We start from the raw sequence: 18,178 nt of genomic DNA, 5'->3' as shown, positions 1-18,178 counted from the left end.
GCATGCCACGGTGGCCTCTGGGGCATGACGGGTACAGACCAGTCATTTATCGGAGTCATGTGACAGGGAGATTTCTAAGGGTGGGGCACGTCCAGGATTTCGTGAGACATCGAGCGAGATGGCGGATCGTGACGGCCCTGATCGTTATGCTGCTTGGAATGCAGAAGCTGCTCGGCCTTCCTGCCCCACCGCACGGTGGAACGCCGGAGGGGCCGGTCAGCCTAAAAGGCGAGCTAATAACACCACGACTACCGCTCCTAAGGTCGCGGTAACGATCCGGTTCGCAGTCTGATTGCGGATGCCGAGATTGATGCTGAGGCGCTCCAAGAGAAAGCCGCCAATGAGCGATCCTGCCAGCCCCGTGACCACGTACTGAAGCAGACCTGATCCACCCACAAGCCAGCTTGCCAGCCAGCCTGCTACGATACCGACCCCGACCTGGGCAGCGATAGCTCGCTTGTCTAAAGCTGCAACGGCGTCCCGATCCACGGTAATGCGGATCGGCAGCCGAGCGCCGGTCGGCTCAGGTGCCTTACGCCTGCCTCGCGTGCTACCTGAGTTGCTCTTTGAAGTTTTCGCCATGCGTTCGATATGGATGGTCAGGAAGAAACTATCCAGGAGCTACATTGCGAGATCGTTAGACCAGCTTACCTCATCGTCATCCGGACAGCGACGGCTGTAGCAACTCCCGGAGGTCTGCCCCAGCGGCCCTTCCGCTCGGCTTTCGTACCTTGGCGTCAGCCTTTAGCTTCGCATTCTCCGTCTGGAGCGCCACAACCTTCTCGACGTGCTCCCGGTTGGCGCGGGTCAATTCCCTGGTCTCGCTCTTCAGGGCAACGATCTCAGCTTTCAGTTCCTCACGTTCGGCCGCAAGATTGTCCTCATGCTTAGCTTGGGCCTGTAGCTCACGAATCTGCTGCTTCTGATCCGCCACCTTCGCTTGCAGCTTGCTGATTGTCTGCTCGGCCTTCCCAAGCATCCGCTTCATGTCCTTCACCTGCTGCTCGGGTTCACTCGGCTCGGTGGGTTTTTGAGTTGATCCTAGGCGAATCATGGTCTGGCTGGCCTCTCTCGCTCAATGTCGCAAAAAGAACAAACATAGAACATACGGAGTGGTCAAGGGATAGCATGACCCCCTGCCGCCCACTTTGAACTTCCTAACACCCCCACGAGGCCGGTGCGGGTCGTTTCGGACGGGGTGCAGGGGAGCGGAGGAGACCCGCTTCGTCAGCGGTGCCGTCCAACGATAAAGTCGAAGAGGCGGGGAACCCTCGCAGTAGGCACCATGAACCAAATGTTTCGACCCTCACAGGCTGATCAGCGACCTGTCCTGGAGACCCTCGCGGGCTCGGTGGAGCGCGTCACCTTTCACAATGCCGAAAGCGGCTTTGCGGTTCTGAAGGTGCATGCCCGAGGCAAGCGCGATCTCGTGACGGTTGTTGGTCATACCCCTGCGGTTTCTGCCGGGGAGTGGATCACCGCCAGTGGGGTTTGGATCAGCGACCGCACCCATGGCCTCCAGTTCAAGGCTGAGGTGTTGAAGACCACCCCGCCGACCGGGGTTGAGGGCATCGAGAAGTACCTCGCGTCAGGTCAGATGCGCGGCATCGGACCTGCCATGGCCAAGCGCATCGTGGCGGCGTTTGGTGTGGACACCTTCGAGATCATCGAGGCCAATCCAGAACGGCTGACCGAGGTGCAGGGCATCGGCCCCTGGCGCGCCTCGAAGATCGTGGCAGGATGGGCCGAGCAGAAGGCGGTGCGGGAGATCATGATCTTCCTGCACGCCCATGGCGTCGGCACGGCACGAGCCGTGCGCATCTTCAAGACCTATGGCTATGAAGCCATTCAGGTCATGACCGAGGACCCGTACCGGCTGGCCAAGGACGTGCGCGGGATCGGCTTCCGGACGGCAGACGCCATCGCAGCCAAGCTCGGAATGGAGAAGACTGCCCCTCAACGCATTCGCGCGGGCATCTCATTCGCACTCCAGACGGCGACCGATGAGGGCCACTGCGCCTTGCCGGTCGAGGCTCTCACCCGCTTGGCCGAGCAATTGCTCGAAGTGGATGCTGCCCTGATCCAGAGCGCTATCGCGGAGGAGCTTTCCAAAGGTGAGGTCATCTCAGACACCATTGGCGACGAGACCTGTCTCTTCCTCAAGGGCCTGCATCTGGCTGAGCAGGTGATTGCCACCCGTCTCATCAAGCGTGCTGCCGAGCCGCCGCCATGGCCTGCCATCGACATCGACAAGGCGCTGCCATGGGTCGAGACCAAGACCGGCAAGACCTTGTCGGCCTCGCAGCGGGAGGCTCTGAAGCTGATGGTCTCGTCCAAGGTGTCGGTGATCACGGGTGGTCCTGGCGTGGGCAAAACCAGCAGCCTCGATGCGATCCTGCGCATTCTCGTCGCCAAGGGCGTTCGGGTGGCGCTGGCGGCCCCGACAGGTCGTGCGGCCAAGCGCATGACGGAGCAGACCGGGCTGGAGGCCAAGACCATCCACCGGCTGCTGGAGATCGACCCGAAGCACGGCGGCTTCTCGCGCAACGAAGAAAATCCGCTCGACTGCGATCTGCTCGTAGTGGACGAGACCTCCATGGTGGACGTGCCGCTGATGAATGCGCTCACCAAGGCCATCCCTGCTCATGCGGGCCTGCTGCTGGTGGGCGATGTCGATCAGTTGCCGTCAGTCGGCTCAGGGCAGGTGCTGGCGGATATTATCACCTCGGAGCAAATCCCAGTCGCCCGATTGACCGAGGTGTTCCGGCAGGCGGCAGAGAGCCGGATCGTGGTGAACGCCCATCGCATCAACAAGGGCCAGATGCCCGAAGTGCCGAAAGCAGGAGAGGACAGCGACTTCTACTTCGTCGAGATCAACGATCCTGAAGAGGGCGTGCCCAAGATCATCCAGATGATCAAGGAGCGGATGCCGCGCCGGTTCGGGCTCGATCCGATGAAAGACATTCAGGTGCTTTGCCCCATGAACCGTGGCGTGCTCGGAGCCCGCAACCTCAACATCCAGCTTCAGGAGGTGCTCAATCCCAATCCTCCAGCCAAGGTGGAGCGGTTTGGCTGGCGGTTTTCTCCGGGAGATCGGGTCATGGAAACCCAGAACGACTACGACCGGGAGGTGTTCAACGGTGACCTTGGCACGGTGGTGCGGATTGATGACGAGGAGGGCGCTCTGATCGCGTCGTTCGATGGCCGGGAGGTCATCTATCCCTTCGGTGAACTTGACACCCTGGTGCCCGCCTATGCGACGACGATCCACAAATCCCAAGGCTCGGAGTATCCTGCTGTCATCATTCCGGTTGTGACCCAGCACCTCACCATGCTGGCTCGCAATCTGATCTACACGGGTGTAACGCGAGGCAAGCGCCTCGTGGTGCTGGTGGGCCAGAAGAAGGCTGTGGGAATGGCCGTGCGAGGTGGGCAGATGAAGAAGCGCTGGACCAAGTTGCGGGAGTGGCTATCCGCGTCTTGAATACATACGGCTTCGATATGCACACCGCCGCTCAAGCTGGCAGGAGGTCGCGATGCTTCGACCACGCAATGCATGGGTGCCTCTCCTGATGCCGGTTCTGCTGCTCGCCTGTGTGCCCGGCTCTCTTCGTGCGCAGACAGAGATTGATCTAGCGCTGGTGCTGGCGGTGGACGCCTCTCGCTCGATGGACCCGGATGAGCGGGAACTTCAGCGGCAGGGTTATGTCGAAGCGTTCCGCTCGCCGATGCTCCACCGGGCCATTCAGCGAGGAGTCCTCGGGCAAGTCGCCGTCACCTACATCGATTGGCCAGACGCCTCTGATCAAAGGACTGTCGTGCCGTGGACCCTCATCAGGCAGCCCGACGAAGCACTGAACTTTGCGGAGCGGCTGGCGGGCATGTCGATGCAGCGCGTTCTGGGCAGCACCTCCATTTCAGGAGCCATCGACTTCAGCCTTCACCTGCTAATGGCGAGCCCTTTTGCGGCCACCCGGAAGGTGATCAACATCTCGGGAGACGGCGCAAACAATCATGGGCGTCCGGTAACTGAAGCACGGGATGAAGCCGTCGCGCAGGGGGGCACCATCAACGGACTGGCGCTCATGCTCAAGCGGCCCGAGGGACCATTCGAAATCCACAACGTGGATGACTACTACCGGGATTGTGTGATTGGTGGTCTCGGAGCATTCATGATGGCTGTCCGCGAAGGTCGGGACTTCGCCGAGGCAATCAAGGCCAAGATCATTCGCGAAATCACGAACCCTTCCGCAGTACCAACGATCCAGAAGACCAGTGCCCAACCTCGGATGAACTGCCTTGATCCCGTCACCCGGTGAGAGCGGTCATCCAAAGTGTAAGTCGATAATTAGTGGGAAGAGCAAGGTTGCCGTGGCCTCCACCGGTTAGAGCAACGTGTCAGATCATGGCACCGGATTTTCAGGACAGCATCGTTGCTCTAAGGACATAGAACCCACCGCCTGATCACCTTTTAGCCCTCGGCGCTGTCGCCCTGCCCATCTAAAACTTTGGTCGAGGGAGGCAGACCTTCCTTCTGAATTCACTTGCAGAATGTCTGTCGGAGGGCCTAAAACAGGGCACCTAAGAAAAGGGCCACTGTCACCAGCGGCCTGAAATTTTAGGGAGGAAATGCCCAAAAAGGGCCGCGAGAGGGCAACGCTATCGCCCTCTTGCACTGCACAATCTAAAACCTGCCTGAACAAGGGGCAAGATCAAAGGGCAGCCAAGGCTGCCTCTTTTTGTATCTGCGGCCATGGCAGAGAGGCACAGGACCCTATGCTGGCGAACTCCCAATGCAGCAGGCACGTCCTTACAAGGAACGTTCGCAAAACTCCTACACCCTCTGCGTGTGCAGCACAAACGCTGTCTCAACTGGCTCGTAGATGACCAGCACCTCCGACACCTCTGCGTCGTGGACAAACGTGCCTTCATGTTCGACGGGTGGGCTCTGGCAGAAGATCCGATTGAGCCGCCGATCCGGTGTGGTCTCGACCGTCACGATCCGCAGGGCTTCAGGGATGATGGCGACACCGGTTTCCTCCAGCACCTCCCGCGCACCAGCTTCCTGCCACGTCTGGCCGAGCATCTGGTAACCACCCGGAAGCGCGAGCTTGCCATATCCTTCACCTGGAAGGGCGCGGCGAACCATCAGCAGGCCACCCCGCAGGGGCACCAGCACGACAACGACCGTAGGCGTATTCCGGTAGAGAGCCATCTCGATCCCTTATGCTCTACTTTCTGCCACCCTGGATCACCCTCAGCTTCCGCATCATCGGCGGGAGGTCCGGGGGAGGGGAATAGGTACCCTCTAGGTCCGTGAACCGGGCCTTGCACCCTGGATTAAACTCGTTCGGAGGCGCTTCCCATGGGAGCAGCCTCCTCGGGCAATCGAGGGCGATCCTGTCAAGCAGATCGCAAAGCTGGATGTCGGCTCCATACTCCGCTGCAAGTCGCGCCAGCCGATATTGTCCCTTCCGCTGAGGGCAGAGGGGACAATCAACGCGGACGATCACCCACGGAAAGTCTGACAGCCGCTCGACCATAGCTGCCCCACGTCATTATGCGAACAAAATAAGAACATACCGAGGATGGTTCCAAAAGAAGTAGGCGTCCTCAACCTTGTCAAGCAATCAGGTCGCGAGTGACCGTAGCTCCAGAAAAGCTGGGGGAGTGGGCACGGAACTGGGCGGGGAAATACGAGCCGAAAGCCATCCCCCAGGTTTACCTAACTGCTTGGAAAGACTCGATCATTAACGCCCTCTCCTGGGCACCATCCCTTCTCTAAGGGTTTGATGCACAAAGAATTCCAGCAAAATCAGCGACTTCAGGCTGCCCGTGTGGTACACACGGGTGGTACACATGGTTCTCCTGATGTCGCGTCCCTGGAAGCATCCCAAGACCGGAGTCTACTGGCTACGCAAGCGTATCCCTGAAGATCTCCGACCCATCCTCGACAAACGCGAGGAAAAGCGCAGCCTCAAAACCCGCGATCCGGCAGAGGCCAAGCGCCGACATCTGGAGGCGCTCACCGAGCTAGAAGTCCAGTGGGCGAACCTGCGGGCTGGGCCAAAGTCCCTGACCGAGCGAGAGTGACCTGACTGGGTGGAATTGGACCAGGTTGATTGAGAGGATTGACCTGGAACCAAGGAGACACTCATGCCGAAGAAGTGGTTCAGTTCGGAGCAGATCATCGCCAAGGTGCGCCAGATCGAGGTGCAACTCGCGCAAGGCAAGAGCATCGCGCTCGCCTGCAAGGAGGCCGCGATATCGGAGCAGAGCTCAGGGACGAATGCCTGAAGCTGGAGATCTTCTACAGTCTGAAAGAGGCTCAGGTGATCATCGGCGCCTGGCAGGACCACTACAACCGCGTGCGGCCTCATTCATCTTTGGGCTACCGGCCGCCCGCACCCGTTACACTGGAGGCCATTGCACAGCAGCTACCCACATCTGCAAGCATACAGTAGGCTCTCAATCCGCTTGGTTCAAAATCCCGGTCAGGTCACGCCGGCGTAGGCAAACGCACCGTGGCACGGCTCTATGCCAAGGCCGTTTTATGCGAGGGGCCATCCCCAGAGGACGCACCGTGCAACGGGTGCGCCGCCTGTAAGGACTTCGAAATGGAGAGTTTGGGCTATGTCGAACTCGACGTCTGTGACGGTCGCGGGGCGGAGCGCGCTCGTGAGCTGATCACCATCGCGCGCTCGCAGCCTTGGACGGATCGGCGGGTGATTGCCATCGCGAATGCGGATGCCTATGAACCCGAAGCCTTTGATGTCCTCCTCAAAACTCTCGAAGAAACGCCCTCGGCCACCACTTTCGTCCTGCTCGCCCGCGACCTGAAGGGCATCCGCCTCGCTGGTCAGTCCCGATGCGTCATCTACCGACTCCGCCCCCTTGGGCCAGCTGAGGCCAAACAGCAGGCGCGAGCGCTTTTTGACTCACATACGATCGTTTATGACGAGCGAGTCCTTGATGTGCTGGTCGCCATGAGCCAAGGGATGCCTGCGATGCCTCTTTCAGCATACTGCCGGGCTCGGTGAGGTCACCCTTGAGGAGGTACGAGCAATCTTTGGTCTCGACTGGGTCGGCGAGATGGTTACGTACTGGCATACGGTCCTGGTCAGCGACGATCCGACCTCGAAGATGCTGGCCTTGCCTCGAGGAGTTCAACAAGACGAAGCTATACGGCGTGCTCGAGCTCTACTCCACCACATATATCTGCACGGCCTGAAGCAATCGCCGGCCTGGGTCGCGACTCATCCTGCATTGCTCCATGTCGATAGGAGCACTCTGATCCCAGTGATCGAGGCGTTTCAGAAGTATGCCGAGGCGCGCGGAGTAACTCCGGAAAGCCTATGGTGCGAACTAGCGCTTAAGTGCCTTCGATTATGATAACCAGCCAAAGTCTCTGCCATAGGCTAAGTGGAGTCACTCATTGATGTTTGCGCGGATTTTCTCGGGCTTTCTGAACTTCACACTAGCCATCTACTATGGATATGCAGTTGGATCAGTGCAATGTAGATCACCTTCTTTGAAACAGGTATAGAGCGGGACTGCAGCAGGGTGATCTGCGCGATGCTAGCAACGGCTCTTAGGGTGAAGAATTAGATGACGCGCTTCTACGGCGAGACACCGGTGCACCACAGGTCGGGCAAGGAGGCGGAGGAGGTGGTGGGTTGTCACCAAGTAGGATACGTAGAGGCTCTCCTATTCCGTTTGTAAGTGTCGGGAACTTCTCTAGTACCTTGATGAAGCAAAGCACATAGGCTTGCCTAGCGAGGCGAAGATTCAACGTGATCCCAGAAAACCCTTGATGCACCGTCTCGCCGCGCCGCTCCATGAGGCGCTCAACCTCACGCTTCAACTCCGTAGCATCCTTACGACCACGTGTGCAGATCCCGACTCTTCGAGCGACACGCTGCTTTACCCCGCCGCCTCCAAGATAGCCGTCGGTTAGAAGCGTCTCGAACGCGACTGCCAATGAAACGACTGCCTCGTCCTCGTGCTGGTTGCTCCTGAAGGAGCGTTGAAAATAGCTAAGCGAGAGATGGATCTTGCGGAGCACCCGTGGTCTGGTGGCTTCTCGGTCTCCCAAGAGCCATTCCGACAGGTAAAAACCTTCGAAGGTAGAGATCGCTTTCAGAACTTTTTCGTATACTGCTTTTTTGTCAGGCTGCACCCACTCCAGAGGGTTGATGTCGACATTCAGATCGCAAAGATTTGCCATCTCTGCGCGAGATAGATTCATAGGCGTTCTGAGATCTTCGAGTTCGCGCCCACCTACTATCATCTCGAATACGATGTAGTGATTTATGTTTAGAGTTTGAAAATTGTTCGTCCGAGCTGTACTAAGGTTGCGCAAATCCGGATCGAATCTGTCATCGCCGTAGAAAACAGACAGCATAAGTAGAAGTGACTTGGCGGCGTGAAGCTTCGTTATGATGATGAACTGGTTTTGGTAACAACCAGTGCTTAAGCTGTTTATACGCAGCGCAAGAAGCGGGTTGCGCGTCAGCCAGTCAGTCACGCTATTGTGCAGGTGCATCGCAAAGTTGCGCGGCAGCTTTTGCTTGATTTTGAAAGACTTCCGCACGTTATACAGGAATTCGACAGTCTTGTCCTTGCTGTTGGTCTGGGCTGTAATCATCAGCCCAGCTTTCTTGATCTCAATGTACGGCTTCCGTTTGTCCTTATAGATGTCAAAAATACCGAAGCCCTGGATCCCGAAGGAATGTAAAGGGTAGAGTACAAAGCCGGGTTGATGGAGACCTTTATTGATAACAAAGTCAAAGAATTCGGCGATCGGATCGATTTTCGTGATGTCAGAAATGATGTCAAATAGGAGCCTATCTACAACCTCAACGCTCAAATAAATCTGGTGACTCCATACGACCTTGATAATTGCGGTCCTGAGTTGGAGCAGGTGATAGTTGGCGGCTTTGTACTTTCGCCATAAGGCTTGAGTCGTCGGTTTTCCCGCTGAGGTATCCTTTGCATGGGCTTCTTCAGCATCAATGTAGCTGGAAACAAAATCATCATATGAACTGTGCGTAGCGATGAACGCTCGCACACTTAACAGATAATTTTGGGACACATTGGACCGCCCAGCTCTAGCTGATCTGGCGAGATCGGCCGCAACTGGCATTTGGGAAGGCGTAGAGGAGGGCTGGATCGTCATGTCCCCTCATGCCTCTCGCATATCGATTCTGCCATCTAGCTTGACGGTAGAATGCTCCTGACGCCTTTGGTATTCACAGTTTTATCTCGGATGCCTCTGCGGTGGGCTCGCCTTGAAAACCCGCTCCATAGACGGAACCATCCTCTGAGGTCTAAGCGCTGCTCAAATAGATGCGCATCAATGATGCCGTAATGCTGCTTCGCTTCGAACAGATAGCGACTGACGGCAGAGTCCTGGCTGAGGACGTTCTATCTCTGATATGAAATGCCCCAAGGTATTCTTGGCAGTAATTTCTAGGATAAATAAGTAAATTTTCCTGTTCAAACTCTCGTCCGGAGTGCCAAAAAAAAGCTCAACTAAGGCATTGTGTCTCAGTACGATCCTTCGACTTTTAGGACTAAGCTCGTAAAGTAACACTAGAAAATTTCGACGGCCACGAGCCGTTCGGGGGCAATCATCGATGGACCAGATAGTCGCGATCGTACTCGCGCCCATTGGCATGTTCTCTGGCAAGCCACTGGCTGTTGGCATTGCGCTTGGTCTTCTCGCCAGCGCAATCCTGATATGGCTGCTCATCTACCTCTTGGCTGAACGGAAATTCCTTGGATCCTACAGGCGGATTACCCGTGCCCTGAGCAGCATCAGACAAACTGCCGGGTCGCAGGAGGAGCGTTTTGCCGTCGCGATGGACGAGTTTGAGGGCACAGCCCTCGCCTCAGGATGGAACCAGTACCGCTCCTCACTTGAGATCTCAAACGGCAACCTCTTCAGCTATACGGATCCTGCACCCTATTTGGCGGCTGATCGTGTGCCTGGACACAACTACGTCAAGTGGTCCTCGACACTTGGTGGTGTCTTCCTCACCGTTGGGCTGTTCTTCACGTTCGTGGGCCTGTCGGCTGCCCTGCTCCAAGTCGGAGGCGATGGGAACGCCCCGATGGATACGGAGAAACTTCGCCGAGCCGTGGAAGGCATCCTGGGCGTCAGTTCGGTCAAGTTCATCACCTCACTGGCCGGCATCGGCGCCTATATCTTCTGGAGTCTCGTCGCCCGCTTCCAAGCAGATGCCCAAGACGGGGCCGTCGAGAGACTGGTACATGAGGTCCGACAGTTGTCCTCTTATGTTGCCCCTGAGATGCTTCTTCAGAAACAGTTGAAGGCTATCGAGGAGCAGAAACAGCAGTTCCAAACTTTCGGCAATGACCTTGCTGTCGCCATCGGCAACCAGATCGAGATGGCTCTCAAGGCTCGCTTTGAGCGGTTGCCTGAAGCTGTGGCTGAGATGGTCGGGCCAGCGGTCGCCACAGCGTTCGAGCCAGTCCGGGATGACCTGCACAGGATTGGTGATCAGATCCAACAGGCCGGCGGAAACATGGCCGACGGTGCCGGCGACGTCTTTTCCAAGGTCTGGCAGGATGGCATCGGCAAGCATATGGGCCTCTTCGGTACCCAGATGGAGAAGACCATCGCGGCCCTCGAGAGCCTGCCTGAGAAGGTCAAGCAGACTGAGACAGGCCTTGGAGGCGAGATTGGCCGGGTTACCGAGAAGCTGAACGAGACTGCCCTGAGATTGAGCGCCACCTTCGAGGAGGGGCAGCGTTCAATGATTACAACAATCTCCGGCTTCAACGACCGGATCGCGGCGATCCCAGAGATCGTCGAGAAGGCCTCCCGCGAAGCGGCCGGATCCGTTGGACGCTCTGTCGAGTCGTCGCTCGAGAACCTGTCTGCAATAACCGCGAGGGCTGGGCAATCCAGCGCCGAGCAGCTCGGATCCGAGGTCGCCAAGATTGCAGCCGCTCTCGCGACGTCGGCCGAGAGCCTGCGCACCGCTGGAGATCACTCGGCGGAAGGTCTCAAAGGCGCCCGAAACGATCTGGCAATGGGCGTGCGTGACGGCATCAAGCTGATCGCGGACACAACCCAGGACGCTAGCACGAAGCTGTCCGAGACCGTCGCCGCGCTGGCCTCAGTCGTGGACGGCCTCTCGACCCGACTCGATCAAACAACTCGGCTCCTTGAGGCCCAGCAGGGTCACCTGTCGCGGGCAGGGGAAATCGTCGTCGGCGCATCGTCGTCGCTGGCATCCGCAGCGGGCAACGTGGAGACAGCGACGACACCGCTCTCGGGCGCTGTCAAGACCATCAATCTTGCCCTTGAGCAGGTCAATGGCGCCTCGACGCAGGTCCGTGACGCCACGGCGGCGGGCATGCGGATGGCGGAACTGCTCAACCTGTCGGTGGAGAAGGCGCAGTCAGCCTTCTCGGATCAGGCTACGCGGTTCTCCGACCTTCACGTGAACGTCAACAGCACTATGAACGAACTCGTCCAGGGCGTCGCGCGGCTGGGCAACCAGATCTCTGAGTGCATCAATACGTACGATGCCGAGATCGCGAAATCGATTAGCAGCCTGGAGAGTGCAGTCCTCGACGTCGCAGATATCGTGGACAACAGGCGGACTGGCGCGAATGCACCCATCAAGGTCCCGGCTGCTCCGAGCCCTGTCGCGCAGCCCAGCCCAAATTCTGGTGCCGCCCCCACCAGCAATGGCGGCACCAAAGTGTTCGGTAGACCGAACCCATGATGTTCGCACCCTATTCCAGACTGGCCGATGCCGAGGAGAAGAAGGACGTCTTCGCCCCGGTCGCCGACCTGATGGTTGGCGTGGTCTTCATCTTCATCATTATGGTGCTCGCGCTATCGCTCCTGATGAGAGAGGATCTCGACAACGCCGTGCCGAAATCCGAGTACGACGCAGTCGTCTCGCAGCTCGATACGGAGAGGGAGAAGACTCGGACTGAGACTGAGCGAGCGAACCGCGAGGAAGCCACCCGAAAAGCGGCAGAGACCGACCGAGATCAAGCACGAGAGGTTGCTCTTCGGGAACGTGCACGGGCTGAACAGGAAGAGGCCGCCCGTAGAAAGCTCGCCGAGTTCGTCAGGTACATGCGTGACACGGGTGTTGTTCCGATCCTCGGTAGGATCGCCGAGGCAGACAAGCGCCGCACCGAGATCCTTGAAAGGATGAAGGAACGCCTCTTCGCCAGCAACATCAAGGTGGAGATTGATGCCGAGAACGGGACACTGAGGCTGCCGAGCACCAGGCTGTTCGAGTCCGCCAAGGCAGATCCCACTCCAGTGGGCACCGAGGTCATCAAGTCACTCGGCGTGGCGATCGCCGACATTGTGCCTTGTTATCTTGCAAACAGCGCCAGGCCGGAGCAATGCCCACAAACGAACGGGGCCGGGGTGCTGAGCGCTGTGTACATCGAGGGGCACACCGACGCAGCGCCCTTTAGGAACACGGTGGACCGCTTCCGAAACAACTGGGACCTGTCCGCCGCGCGCGCAATCGAGGCGTTCCGCATTGTCCGCGAGTCGGATCCCCGAGTATCCGCCCTGCGGAACGCTGAGGGCAAGGCGCTGGTCGGCGTCAGCGGATATGCCGATACACGTCCATCGACGGAGGGTCTCTCGACAGAGCAAAGGTTCGACGACCAGACAAAGGAAACGGACCGACGCATTGAGGTGCGGCTCATCATGGCCGTTGACCAGCACGAGGTCCTGTCGACCCTCCGCGAGTTCAACGAGCGGCTGGAGAATCTCGATGTCGACCTCGATTGAAGACTCGTCGCGAGCTCCCTCCACGGATAAGACGTTCCAGTTGGGCAATCTGCTGAACGTCAACCTTAGTGGACACCTCCACAAGTTGGCGAATACGATGATCGCCCGCCATGGTGCGCCAAAACCTCCGAAGCCACCCGGCATTTCTCTGCTTGCTGAGGCCTCGCGGAAGCTCGCTGCGAGCGGTGGAGACCTCGAGCTCCTTACGCCGCGGGAGCGCAAGGCCGCGATCGAGCTGTTCTGGGACCGGAGGCATGGCTGGGAAGCCACTTTGGAAGACGTGAAGCGCTGGCTCGCCTGGGCATCACTGGAGTGGGGATCCCGCATTGGCATCGCCCGTATCGCGATGAGTTACCTCCGTAACTTCGACCCTTCGAGTGAGGCTACACGCGAGGTCGGCGATTGGCTTGCACCGAGGGTATCGGAGATTTCCGGTCCTTTTGGCGAGTTCATACGGCGGTATGGCCTGCAACACTGGAGAGATGCGGTGGATCGGGTCTCCAGTACTCTCGCGAGCGGCGATCAGTCCTTCTTACAAGATGCGGCCAGTGACGTCCGCTGTCAGGTGATCTCCAATGGGTCCGGTTTCCTTGTGGCTCTCGTTGCTGCCGTGGGGCGCATGTGCGGCACTGGGAAAGTTCAAAATGCGGATCAACTCGCGAAGACCCTCATGGGCCACCTCAGGGAGCATGGCCTCTCGGGCGCGAGGGGATCGGAGGATATGCGAAATCAAGCCCGTCAGCACATGGTAACGGGCATCGTGAGGGGCGCATCCCGGCACGGAAATCCAGCATCATCGGAGGCAGCGCTCGATATCGCGCTGACGCTCGCCGGCGACCCGCGCGTATCCATCGCACAATGGCGGGACATCGAAGAGGACGTCCGCGAGGACGTAGAGTCTTGGCTGACCGCGCGGACCCTTGAGAACCTATTTAGGGTCATCAACGAGCTGAAAACCGATCGACCCGATATGTGGGAGGCGCGGCGGGACTTCTGGCGCAGCTATCTGCCATACACCAAGCGGGCCTACCTGCTTTGCGGCGACAGAGCGGTCAGGATTGCGGAGAGGCTCAAGGAGCCGTACGGGAGGCTCTCGAATGCGGACAAGAGCCATTGCGGAATCCTCATGCAGATCGTCAGCCCCGAGGGAAGCCGTATCACCGCGATTGAGATGAACATGAATGGCGCAGCCCTTTTCTGGACGAGGGGATCCGGTTCGGCGCCGGACTTTTTCCGGAAGAATGGCTACGATCGCGCCGTGATGAAGGAATCGAGCGACCATTGGAAGCCCCACACGGGCAACTGGCAGTTCAGTTTCTCACAATTGATCGAGAGCGAAACGGGCATCCGCTACAGTCCATCAAGGGGACGGAATGGCTAGGCGATACACGATCACCGCCTCACACCAGAATGGGCAATGGGCCTTCCGGTGCATCAAGGCGCCCAAGTTTGGCATCGGCTCCGGCGCTGTCGTCCCGCCCGACACCTGGGAGGAGGCAGCGGGTGAAGAGGCCGAGGCAATCCGGCTTCTGCGTGGCCTGCTCAACCAGCAGGGGGTGCACCTAACGAATGAGGAAATGGTGGTCACCGAGGACCTAGTGGCATCGTGGGAAGTCCCCCCTGGGGAACTCGAAGACGTCGGCCTCCCTCCCGTATGCCCGTTCCGGTTGAGCATCTCGTCGGCCAAGCCAATCAGTGATGTGTCCGGGAGTATCAAGCTCCAATGGCTGAGCGCCGACTACCTGCCGGTGCCGGCCATCACGCGGAGTGGCACCCTGCTCAAGACAGGCAGGAGGAGCTTCTTGCTTCGCGATCCCCTTCGGTCGCTTGCGGACGCCGTGGACGCGACGAACGCCGCCGCAGACGTAAACGAGCGGATGAGGCGTTTCGCTATCGTCCAGCGGCTCCTGATGGAAATGACCGACCAAGCCATCGCTCCGGACAACCTCAAGAACATGGTCATCTACCAGGCCACGGCTCTGGGCATCCAGACAGAGACAGGCGACGACGGCTACATCTTCCATCTCGAGCTACTTGGCGACATCCCTGGGGAAACCGAAGATTCCGCTTCGCGCAGGGTACCGTTGCTGAGCCAGTTCGAGAGGGAGCGGTTCAACAGGCGTATGAACGAGGCTTGGCTGTCCGGCAACGAGGAGGCCCGCCCGAGCTACGTTTTGTCCTCGAACACCTATGTCGTCCTCGATCCCGGCGTCCGAGCGGCGCTTGAGGTGGTACAGAAGGTTTCAAAGGCCGACCGGAAGACCAGAGAGAAATTCTTCGGGGACACGATGTCCTTCCTCCTGCCTGCTCTCGAGGCTGTAGGGTCAGACGGCTCCGTGGTCGAGTTCTCAGAGCGCGTGATTGGTGTCAGCATCTGGGAGGGTAGCAGTAAGCTCGGTGGCAGCGACGGGGATCACGAGTGGTTTCCCGATCCCGAGGCGTCCACGTTCATCATTCGCGACGAGGATGGCCGAGACATCGCTATCCCAGGCAAGGAGGCTGAGAGGATCGTCAGCCTGATCAAGCAGGCAATCATCGATGGGGAGCCGACAGTCACAGTCGGCGGCGAGGTCTACCGCATTGGCCCGCAGATGATTGATCAGGTCATGAGAATCCCTGTCGTGCAGCGACCTCACGACCCCTATCCCGTCGAGCCCCCGACGGACGATCCCTTGGCCGAAGGACAAAAGCCAGAGACCAAGCGGTCCCTGCACTACTTCTACGTGAAACCGAAGGGAAACGTGGAGGAGTTAACCTACATTGAGGATCGGGCGGCGCCGCGCGGAGAGGAAATCAAGGAAGAACTCGACCTCAGGAATGAGCCGAAGCAGCACCAGGCGGAGGGCATCACTTGGATGCGCCGCGGGTATCTCGCAGGCATGCGCGGCCTCTTAATGGCCGATGATATGGGCCTCGGGAAGACGTTCCAGGTTTTGGCTTTTCTTAAGTGGCTCCGCCAGCGGCTGGAGGATCGGCGAAGAAACGGTAGTGATCCGCTGTTCATGATCGTTGCCCCGAAATCCCTCCTCGGCAACTGGCTTGAAGAACTCGAGATGCACATCGGCAAGGACGGATTGGGCAGGCCCGCCATGCTGTACGGTGAGAGCCTTAAGCATTTCCGGATGCTCAAAGAGCATAAGCTCGCGCAAGGGGATAAACGCGACATCAGGGTGGGTGCCGCGACTCTCGACTTGGAGAAAATTAAGGGGCACGACTGGGTGCTCACCACCTACGAGACTCTTCGCGACTACCAAATCTCGCTGGCTCGCGTGACGTTCGAGGTCGTGACCTTCGACGAGGCGCAGAAGGTCAAGGAAAGCGGCGCAATGGTCACAGAGGCGGCCCGGGCGCAAAAGGCCGCCTCTCTTCGAATCCTTATGACGGGCACGCCTGTCGAGAACGGGCTGATGGATCTCTGGACCCTGATGGACATTGCTTGGCCCGGGCGGCTGGGATACAGCGCCGCCGACTTCAAGAAAAGGTTTGCCACGGACAAGAACGCCGACCTCTCGGAGATCAAGAGGCTTCTCACCGAGCCCACGAGCGACAACAACATCGTCGTCCCCCAGTTGATGCTGAGGCGGATGAAGGATGAGGTCGCCGCGCTGCCGCCTAAGCGGTTCAGGTCTGAGCGGGAGACAATGCCGCAAGTACAGGCGGTCGCGTATTCAAAGGCGTTCGAGTTACAGGCGCGCGGTCCTGGAGGAGCGCTGGTCGCACTTCAAGCAATCCGGAACATCTCGTTACATCCAAACTTGCAGGCTCCCATCGATTTTCGGGACGAGAGATCCGTCGATGACTTCATCAACATGTCGGCACGGTTCAAGGTGCTCTTCCGAATCTTGGACGAGATCAAGGCCCGTGACGAGAAGGCGCTGGTATTCATTGACCTAAGGCGGGCGCAAGCCGTCCTAGCAGAGCTGATTAAGCACCGGTACAAGCTCCAACACCTCCCCCACGTGATCAACGGAGAGACGAAGGGTGAAGTACGTGACTCTATACGTCAGGGCTTCCAAAGACGGCGCGGCTTCGAGGTCTTGATGTTGGCGCCAAGGGCGGCCGGGTTTGGCCTGACGCTGCATGCGGCTAATCACGTGATCCACCTGAACCGATGGTGGAACCCAGCGGTCGAGGACCAGTGCACTGACCGAGCCTACCGTATCGGACAGGAGAAGGATGTCACAGTTTGGATTCCCATCGCCGAGCATCCGGAACTGGGCACGCGGTCCTACGATGCCGTCTTGGATCGCCTGCTGGAACTCAAGAGGAGCCGGAGTAGGGACGTCATCGTCCCCGTTCAGTTCGACGCGGCGGAGCTGGCAAACCTGCACGCAACAATCTTTGGAGAGTCCCCAATCGAGAACGATGTCGCGAACATGGACTGGAAACGCTTCGAGGAGTGGACGCTCCAGTGCATCATTGAGGCTGGCTTTGTCGCTGACCGGACACCTCCCAGCGGTGATGCTGGGGCGGACATGATTGTGCGCTCACCAACACAAAGGGATCGCGGTGCAATCGTCCAGGTGAAGCACCGCTCAGGCGGCAAACTCGGACGCGTCAGTGATCGTGAGGTCATTGACGTGCTCCGCGCCCGAGAACGCTACCCACTCAAGAACCCGTCCATGATCCTCGTTACAAACGGCTCGGTGGAGCCATCAGGTCATGCCGTTGCTAAGGTCCACGCGATTGCTGTCGTGGATTATTCAACCATTGAAAGGGTTGGAGACATAGTCCGCTCAAAGCTGCACGCAGATGTATGTGCTTGATCCTCCTAGGATCAAGCACAATCGAGGCATGCTCGAGGAGACTGCAAGCGAGTGTTGAGATGCGCCCTGGTTCTCTGCAACAGCGTCCCATCTGCGCTAGGTCAGGGGGGACGGGAAACCCCCTTGCCGTCACCGGCTGCCTTGGTGGTTGCGGCGACACGTGACCGAAAATGAACAGAGGATAGCTTCGGTGCGTGTACTCGATATGATGAAGCCTGACGGTAGGGTCTTCATGAAAAGTGAGTGGGGTCAGATCGATGATGGATGGCCCTGTGTTTCCTTCACTAGAGCATGCTGCTTTTACACGGCACCATATCCTGAGTTTTTGAGGTAGTTTGCACATTCGGCGGGCGCGACCTGATCCAGGAGCTCGCCGATCGTGCGCCAGGCGGTTTCTATTGTCCTGGGTTCGGCCTTGCGGAGCAGGTGCTTGAGCTTGGCGACCACCTGCTCAATCGGGTTCAAATCGGGCGAATAAGCTGGCAGATAGAACAGATGAGCCCCAGCCTTGCGGATCTGACGGCGCACTGAGACCTGCTTGTGGCTGCCGAGATTGTCGAGCACCACCACGTCGCCGGCCCGCAGGGTCGGAACCAGAATTCGCTCGACA

Annotated in this window: 13 protein-coding genes and 2 pseudogenes; 10 read left to right on the top strand and 5 right to left on the bottom strand. The window is 58.6% G+C overall.

Annotated features, from left to right (window positions below; genetic code table 11):
• Window positions 1-216: 216 nt before the first annotated feature.
• Together DRB19_RS31760 and DRB19_RS26050 are read right to left on the bottom strand one after the other, a co-directional pair.
• On the bottom strand, window positions 217-582 hold the full coding sequence (locus DRB19_RS31760) for a GlsB/YeaQ/YmgE family stress response membrane protein (protein ID WP_114188925.1): 366 nt from the start codon (window positions 580-582) through the stop codon (window positions 217-219).
• Between the two features lie 76 nt (window positions 583-658).
• On the bottom strand, window positions 659-988 hold the full coding sequence (locus tag DRB19_RS26050) for a hypothetical protein (protein ID WP_147023185.1): 330 nt from the start codon (window positions 986-988) through the stop codon (window positions 659-661).
• A 297-nt stretch (window positions 989-1,285) separates the two neighbouring features.
• Here DRB19_RS26050 and recD2 point away from each other — a divergent pair, with 297 nt between their 5' ends.
• Together recD2 and DRB19_RS26040 are read left to right on the top strand one after the other, a co-directional pair.
• The gene (gene recD2 / locus DRB19_RS26045) at window positions 1,286-3,484 is read left to right on the top strand and encodes an SF1B family DNA helicase RecD2 (protein ID WP_114188923.1); all 2,199 of its coding nucleotides are present in this window, start codon (window positions 1,286-1,288) and stop codon (window positions 3,482-3,484) included.
• A gap of 52 nt (window positions 3,485-3,536) precedes the next feature.
• Entirely contained in the window at window positions 3,537-4,319 is a 783-nt protein-coding gene (locus DRB19_RS26040) for a DUF1194 domain-containing protein (protein WP_114188922.1), read from the top strand.
• Between the two features lie 515 nt (window positions 4,320-4,834).
• Here DRB19_RS26040 and DRB19_RS26035 read toward each other — a convergent pair.
• Window positions 4,835-5,215, bottom strand: a complete 381-nt coding sequence (locus DRB19_RS26035) for an NUDIX domain-containing protein (protein ID WP_114188921.1) — start codon at window positions 5,213-5,215, stop codon at window positions 4,835-4,837.
• 644 nt (window positions 5,216-5,859) lie between these two features.
• On the opposite strand from DRB19_RS26035, the gene DRB19_RS26025 reads away from it, so the two are divergent.
• From DRB19_RS26025 to DRB19_RS26015, 4 genes and pseudogenes are all read left to right on the top strand, one after another.
• Window positions 5,860-6,093, top strand: coding sequence for a DUF6538 domain-containing protein (locus DRB19_RS26025; protein ID WP_114188919.1), 234 nt, complete (start codon window positions 5,860-5,862; stop codon window positions 6,091-6,093).
• A 63-nt stretch (window positions 6,094-6,156) separates the two neighbouring features.
• Complete coding sequence (locus DRB19_RS30300; protein WP_162815871.1) at window positions 6,157-6,297, top strand: hypothetical protein; 141 nt, start codon at window positions 6,157-6,159, stop codon at window positions 6,295-6,297.
• Window positions 6,276-6,464 (top strand): annotated as a pseudogene (locus tag DRB19_RS26020) (integrase core domain-containing protein); the annotation flags it as partial. The gene DRB19_RS30300 and the pseudogene DRB19_RS26020, both read left to right, overlap by 22 nt.
• A gap of 42 nt (window positions 6,465-6,506) precedes the next feature.
• Window positions 6,507-7,040 (top strand): annotated as a pseudogene (locus DRB19_RS26015) (hypothetical protein); the annotation flags it as partial.
• 551 nt (window positions 7,041-7,591) lie between these two features.
• On the opposite strand, the gene DRB19_RS26010 reads toward DRB19_RS26015, so the two are convergent.
• On the bottom strand, window positions 7,592-9,178 hold the full coding sequence (locus tag DRB19_RS26010) for a hypothetical protein (protein WP_114188917.1): 1,587 nt from the start codon (window positions 9,176-9,178) through the stop codon (window positions 7,592-7,594).
• 460 nt (window positions 9,179-9,638) lie between these two features.
• Here DRB19_RS26010 and DRB19_RS26005 point away from each other — a divergent pair, with 460 nt between their 5' ends.
• The 4 genes from DRB19_RS26005 to DRB19_RS25995 are packed head-to-tail and all read left to right on the top strand — an operon-like array spanning window position 9,639 to window position 17,568.
• The gene (locus DRB19_RS26005; RefSeq protein ID WP_114188916.1) at window positions 9,639-11,762 is read left to right on the top strand and encodes a hypothetical protein; all 2,124 of its coding nucleotides are present in this window, start codon (window positions 9,639-9,641) and stop codon (window positions 11,760-11,762) included.
• Window positions 11,759-12,802 (top strand): OmpA/MotB family protein, encoded by a 1,044-nt coding sequence (locus tag DRB19_RS30295; RefSeq protein WP_162815873.1) that lies wholly within the window; start codon window positions 11,759-11,761, stop codon window positions 12,800-12,802. The genes DRB19_RS26005 and DRB19_RS30295 overlap by 4 nt, the downstream gene beginning before the upstream one ends.
• Complete coding sequence (locus tag DRB19_RS26000) at window positions 12,786-14,183, top strand: EH signature domain-containing protein (RefSeq protein WP_162815872.1); 1,398 nt, start codon at window positions 12,786-12,788, stop codon at window positions 14,181-14,183. The genes DRB19_RS30295 and DRB19_RS26000 overlap by 17 nt, the downstream gene beginning before the upstream one ends.
• On the top strand, window positions 14,176-17,568 hold the full coding sequence (locus DRB19_RS25995) for an SNF2-related protein (RefSeq protein WP_114188914.1): 3,393 nt from the start codon (window positions 14,176-14,178) through the stop codon (window positions 17,566-17,568). The genes DRB19_RS26000 and DRB19_RS25995 overlap by 8 nt, the downstream gene beginning before the upstream one ends.
• Window positions 17,569-17,868: 300 nt before the next feature.
• Here the strand turns inward: DRB19_RS25995 and DRB19_RS25990 are convergent.
• On the bottom strand, window positions 17,869-18,178 hold a 310-nt coding region (locus DRB19_RS25990), incomplete at its 5' end, for a transposase (RefSeq protein ID WP_210207541.1).

The organism is Microvirga aerophila (genome assembly GCF_003332305.1).
GTDB classification, from domain to species: domain Bacteria; phylum Pseudomonadota; class Alphaproteobacteria; order Rhizobiales; family Beijerinckiaceae; genus Microvirga; species Microvirga aerophila.
The sequence above is the reverse complement of the archived record's forward strand: the minus strand, read 5'-3'. Positions and strand labels throughout refer to the sequence as shown.

Bases quoted from the DNA above. Each gene is read 5' to 3' on its own strand.
- DRB19_RS31760 (WP_114188925.1), bottom strand. From the start codon at position 582: ATGGCGAAAACTTCAAAGAGCAACTCAGGTAGCACGCGAGGCAGGCGT.
- DRB19_RS26050 (WP_147023185.1), bottom strand. From the start codon at position 988: ATGAAGCGGATGCTTGGGAAGGCCGAGCAGACAATCAGCAAGCTGCAA.
- recD2 (WP_114188923.1), top strand. From the start codon at position 1,286: ATGAACCAAATGTTTCGACCCTCACAGGCTGATCAGCGACCTGTCCTG.
- DRB19_RS26040 (WP_114188922.1), top strand. From the start codon at position 3,537: ATGCTTCGACCACGCAATGCATGGGTGCCTCTCCTGATGCCGGTTCTG.
- DRB19_RS26035 (WP_114188921.1), bottom strand. From the start codon at position 5,215: ATGGCTCTCTACCGGAATACGCCTACGGTCGTTGTCGTGCTGGTGCCC.
- DRB19_RS26025 (WP_114188919.1), top strand. From the start codon at position 5,860: ATGGTTCTCCTGATGTCGCGTCCCTGGAAGCATCCCAAGACCGGAGTC.
- DRB19_RS30300 (WP_162815871.1), top strand. From the start codon at position 6,157: ATGCCGAAGAAGTGGTTCAGTTCGGAGCAGATCATCGCCAAGGTGCGC.
- DRB19_RS26010 (WP_114188917.1), bottom strand. From the start codon at position 9,178: ATGACGATCCAGCCCTCCTCTACGCCTTCCCAAATGCCAGTTGCGGCC.
- DRB19_RS26005 (WP_114188916.1), top strand. From the start codon at position 9,639: ATGGACCAGATAGTCGCGATCGTACTCGCGCCCATTGGCATGTTCTCT.
- DRB19_RS30295 (WP_162815873.1), top strand. From the start codon at position 11,759: ATGATGTTCGCACCCTATTCCAGACTGGCCGATGCCGAGGAGAAGAAG.
- DRB19_RS26000 (WP_162815872.1), top strand. From the start codon at position 12,786: ATGTCGACCTCGATTGAAGACTCGTCGCGAGCTCCCTCCACGGATAAG.
- DRB19_RS25995 (WP_114188914.1), top strand. From the start codon at position 14,176: ATGGCTAGGCGATACACGATCACCGCCTCACACCAGAATGGGCAATGG.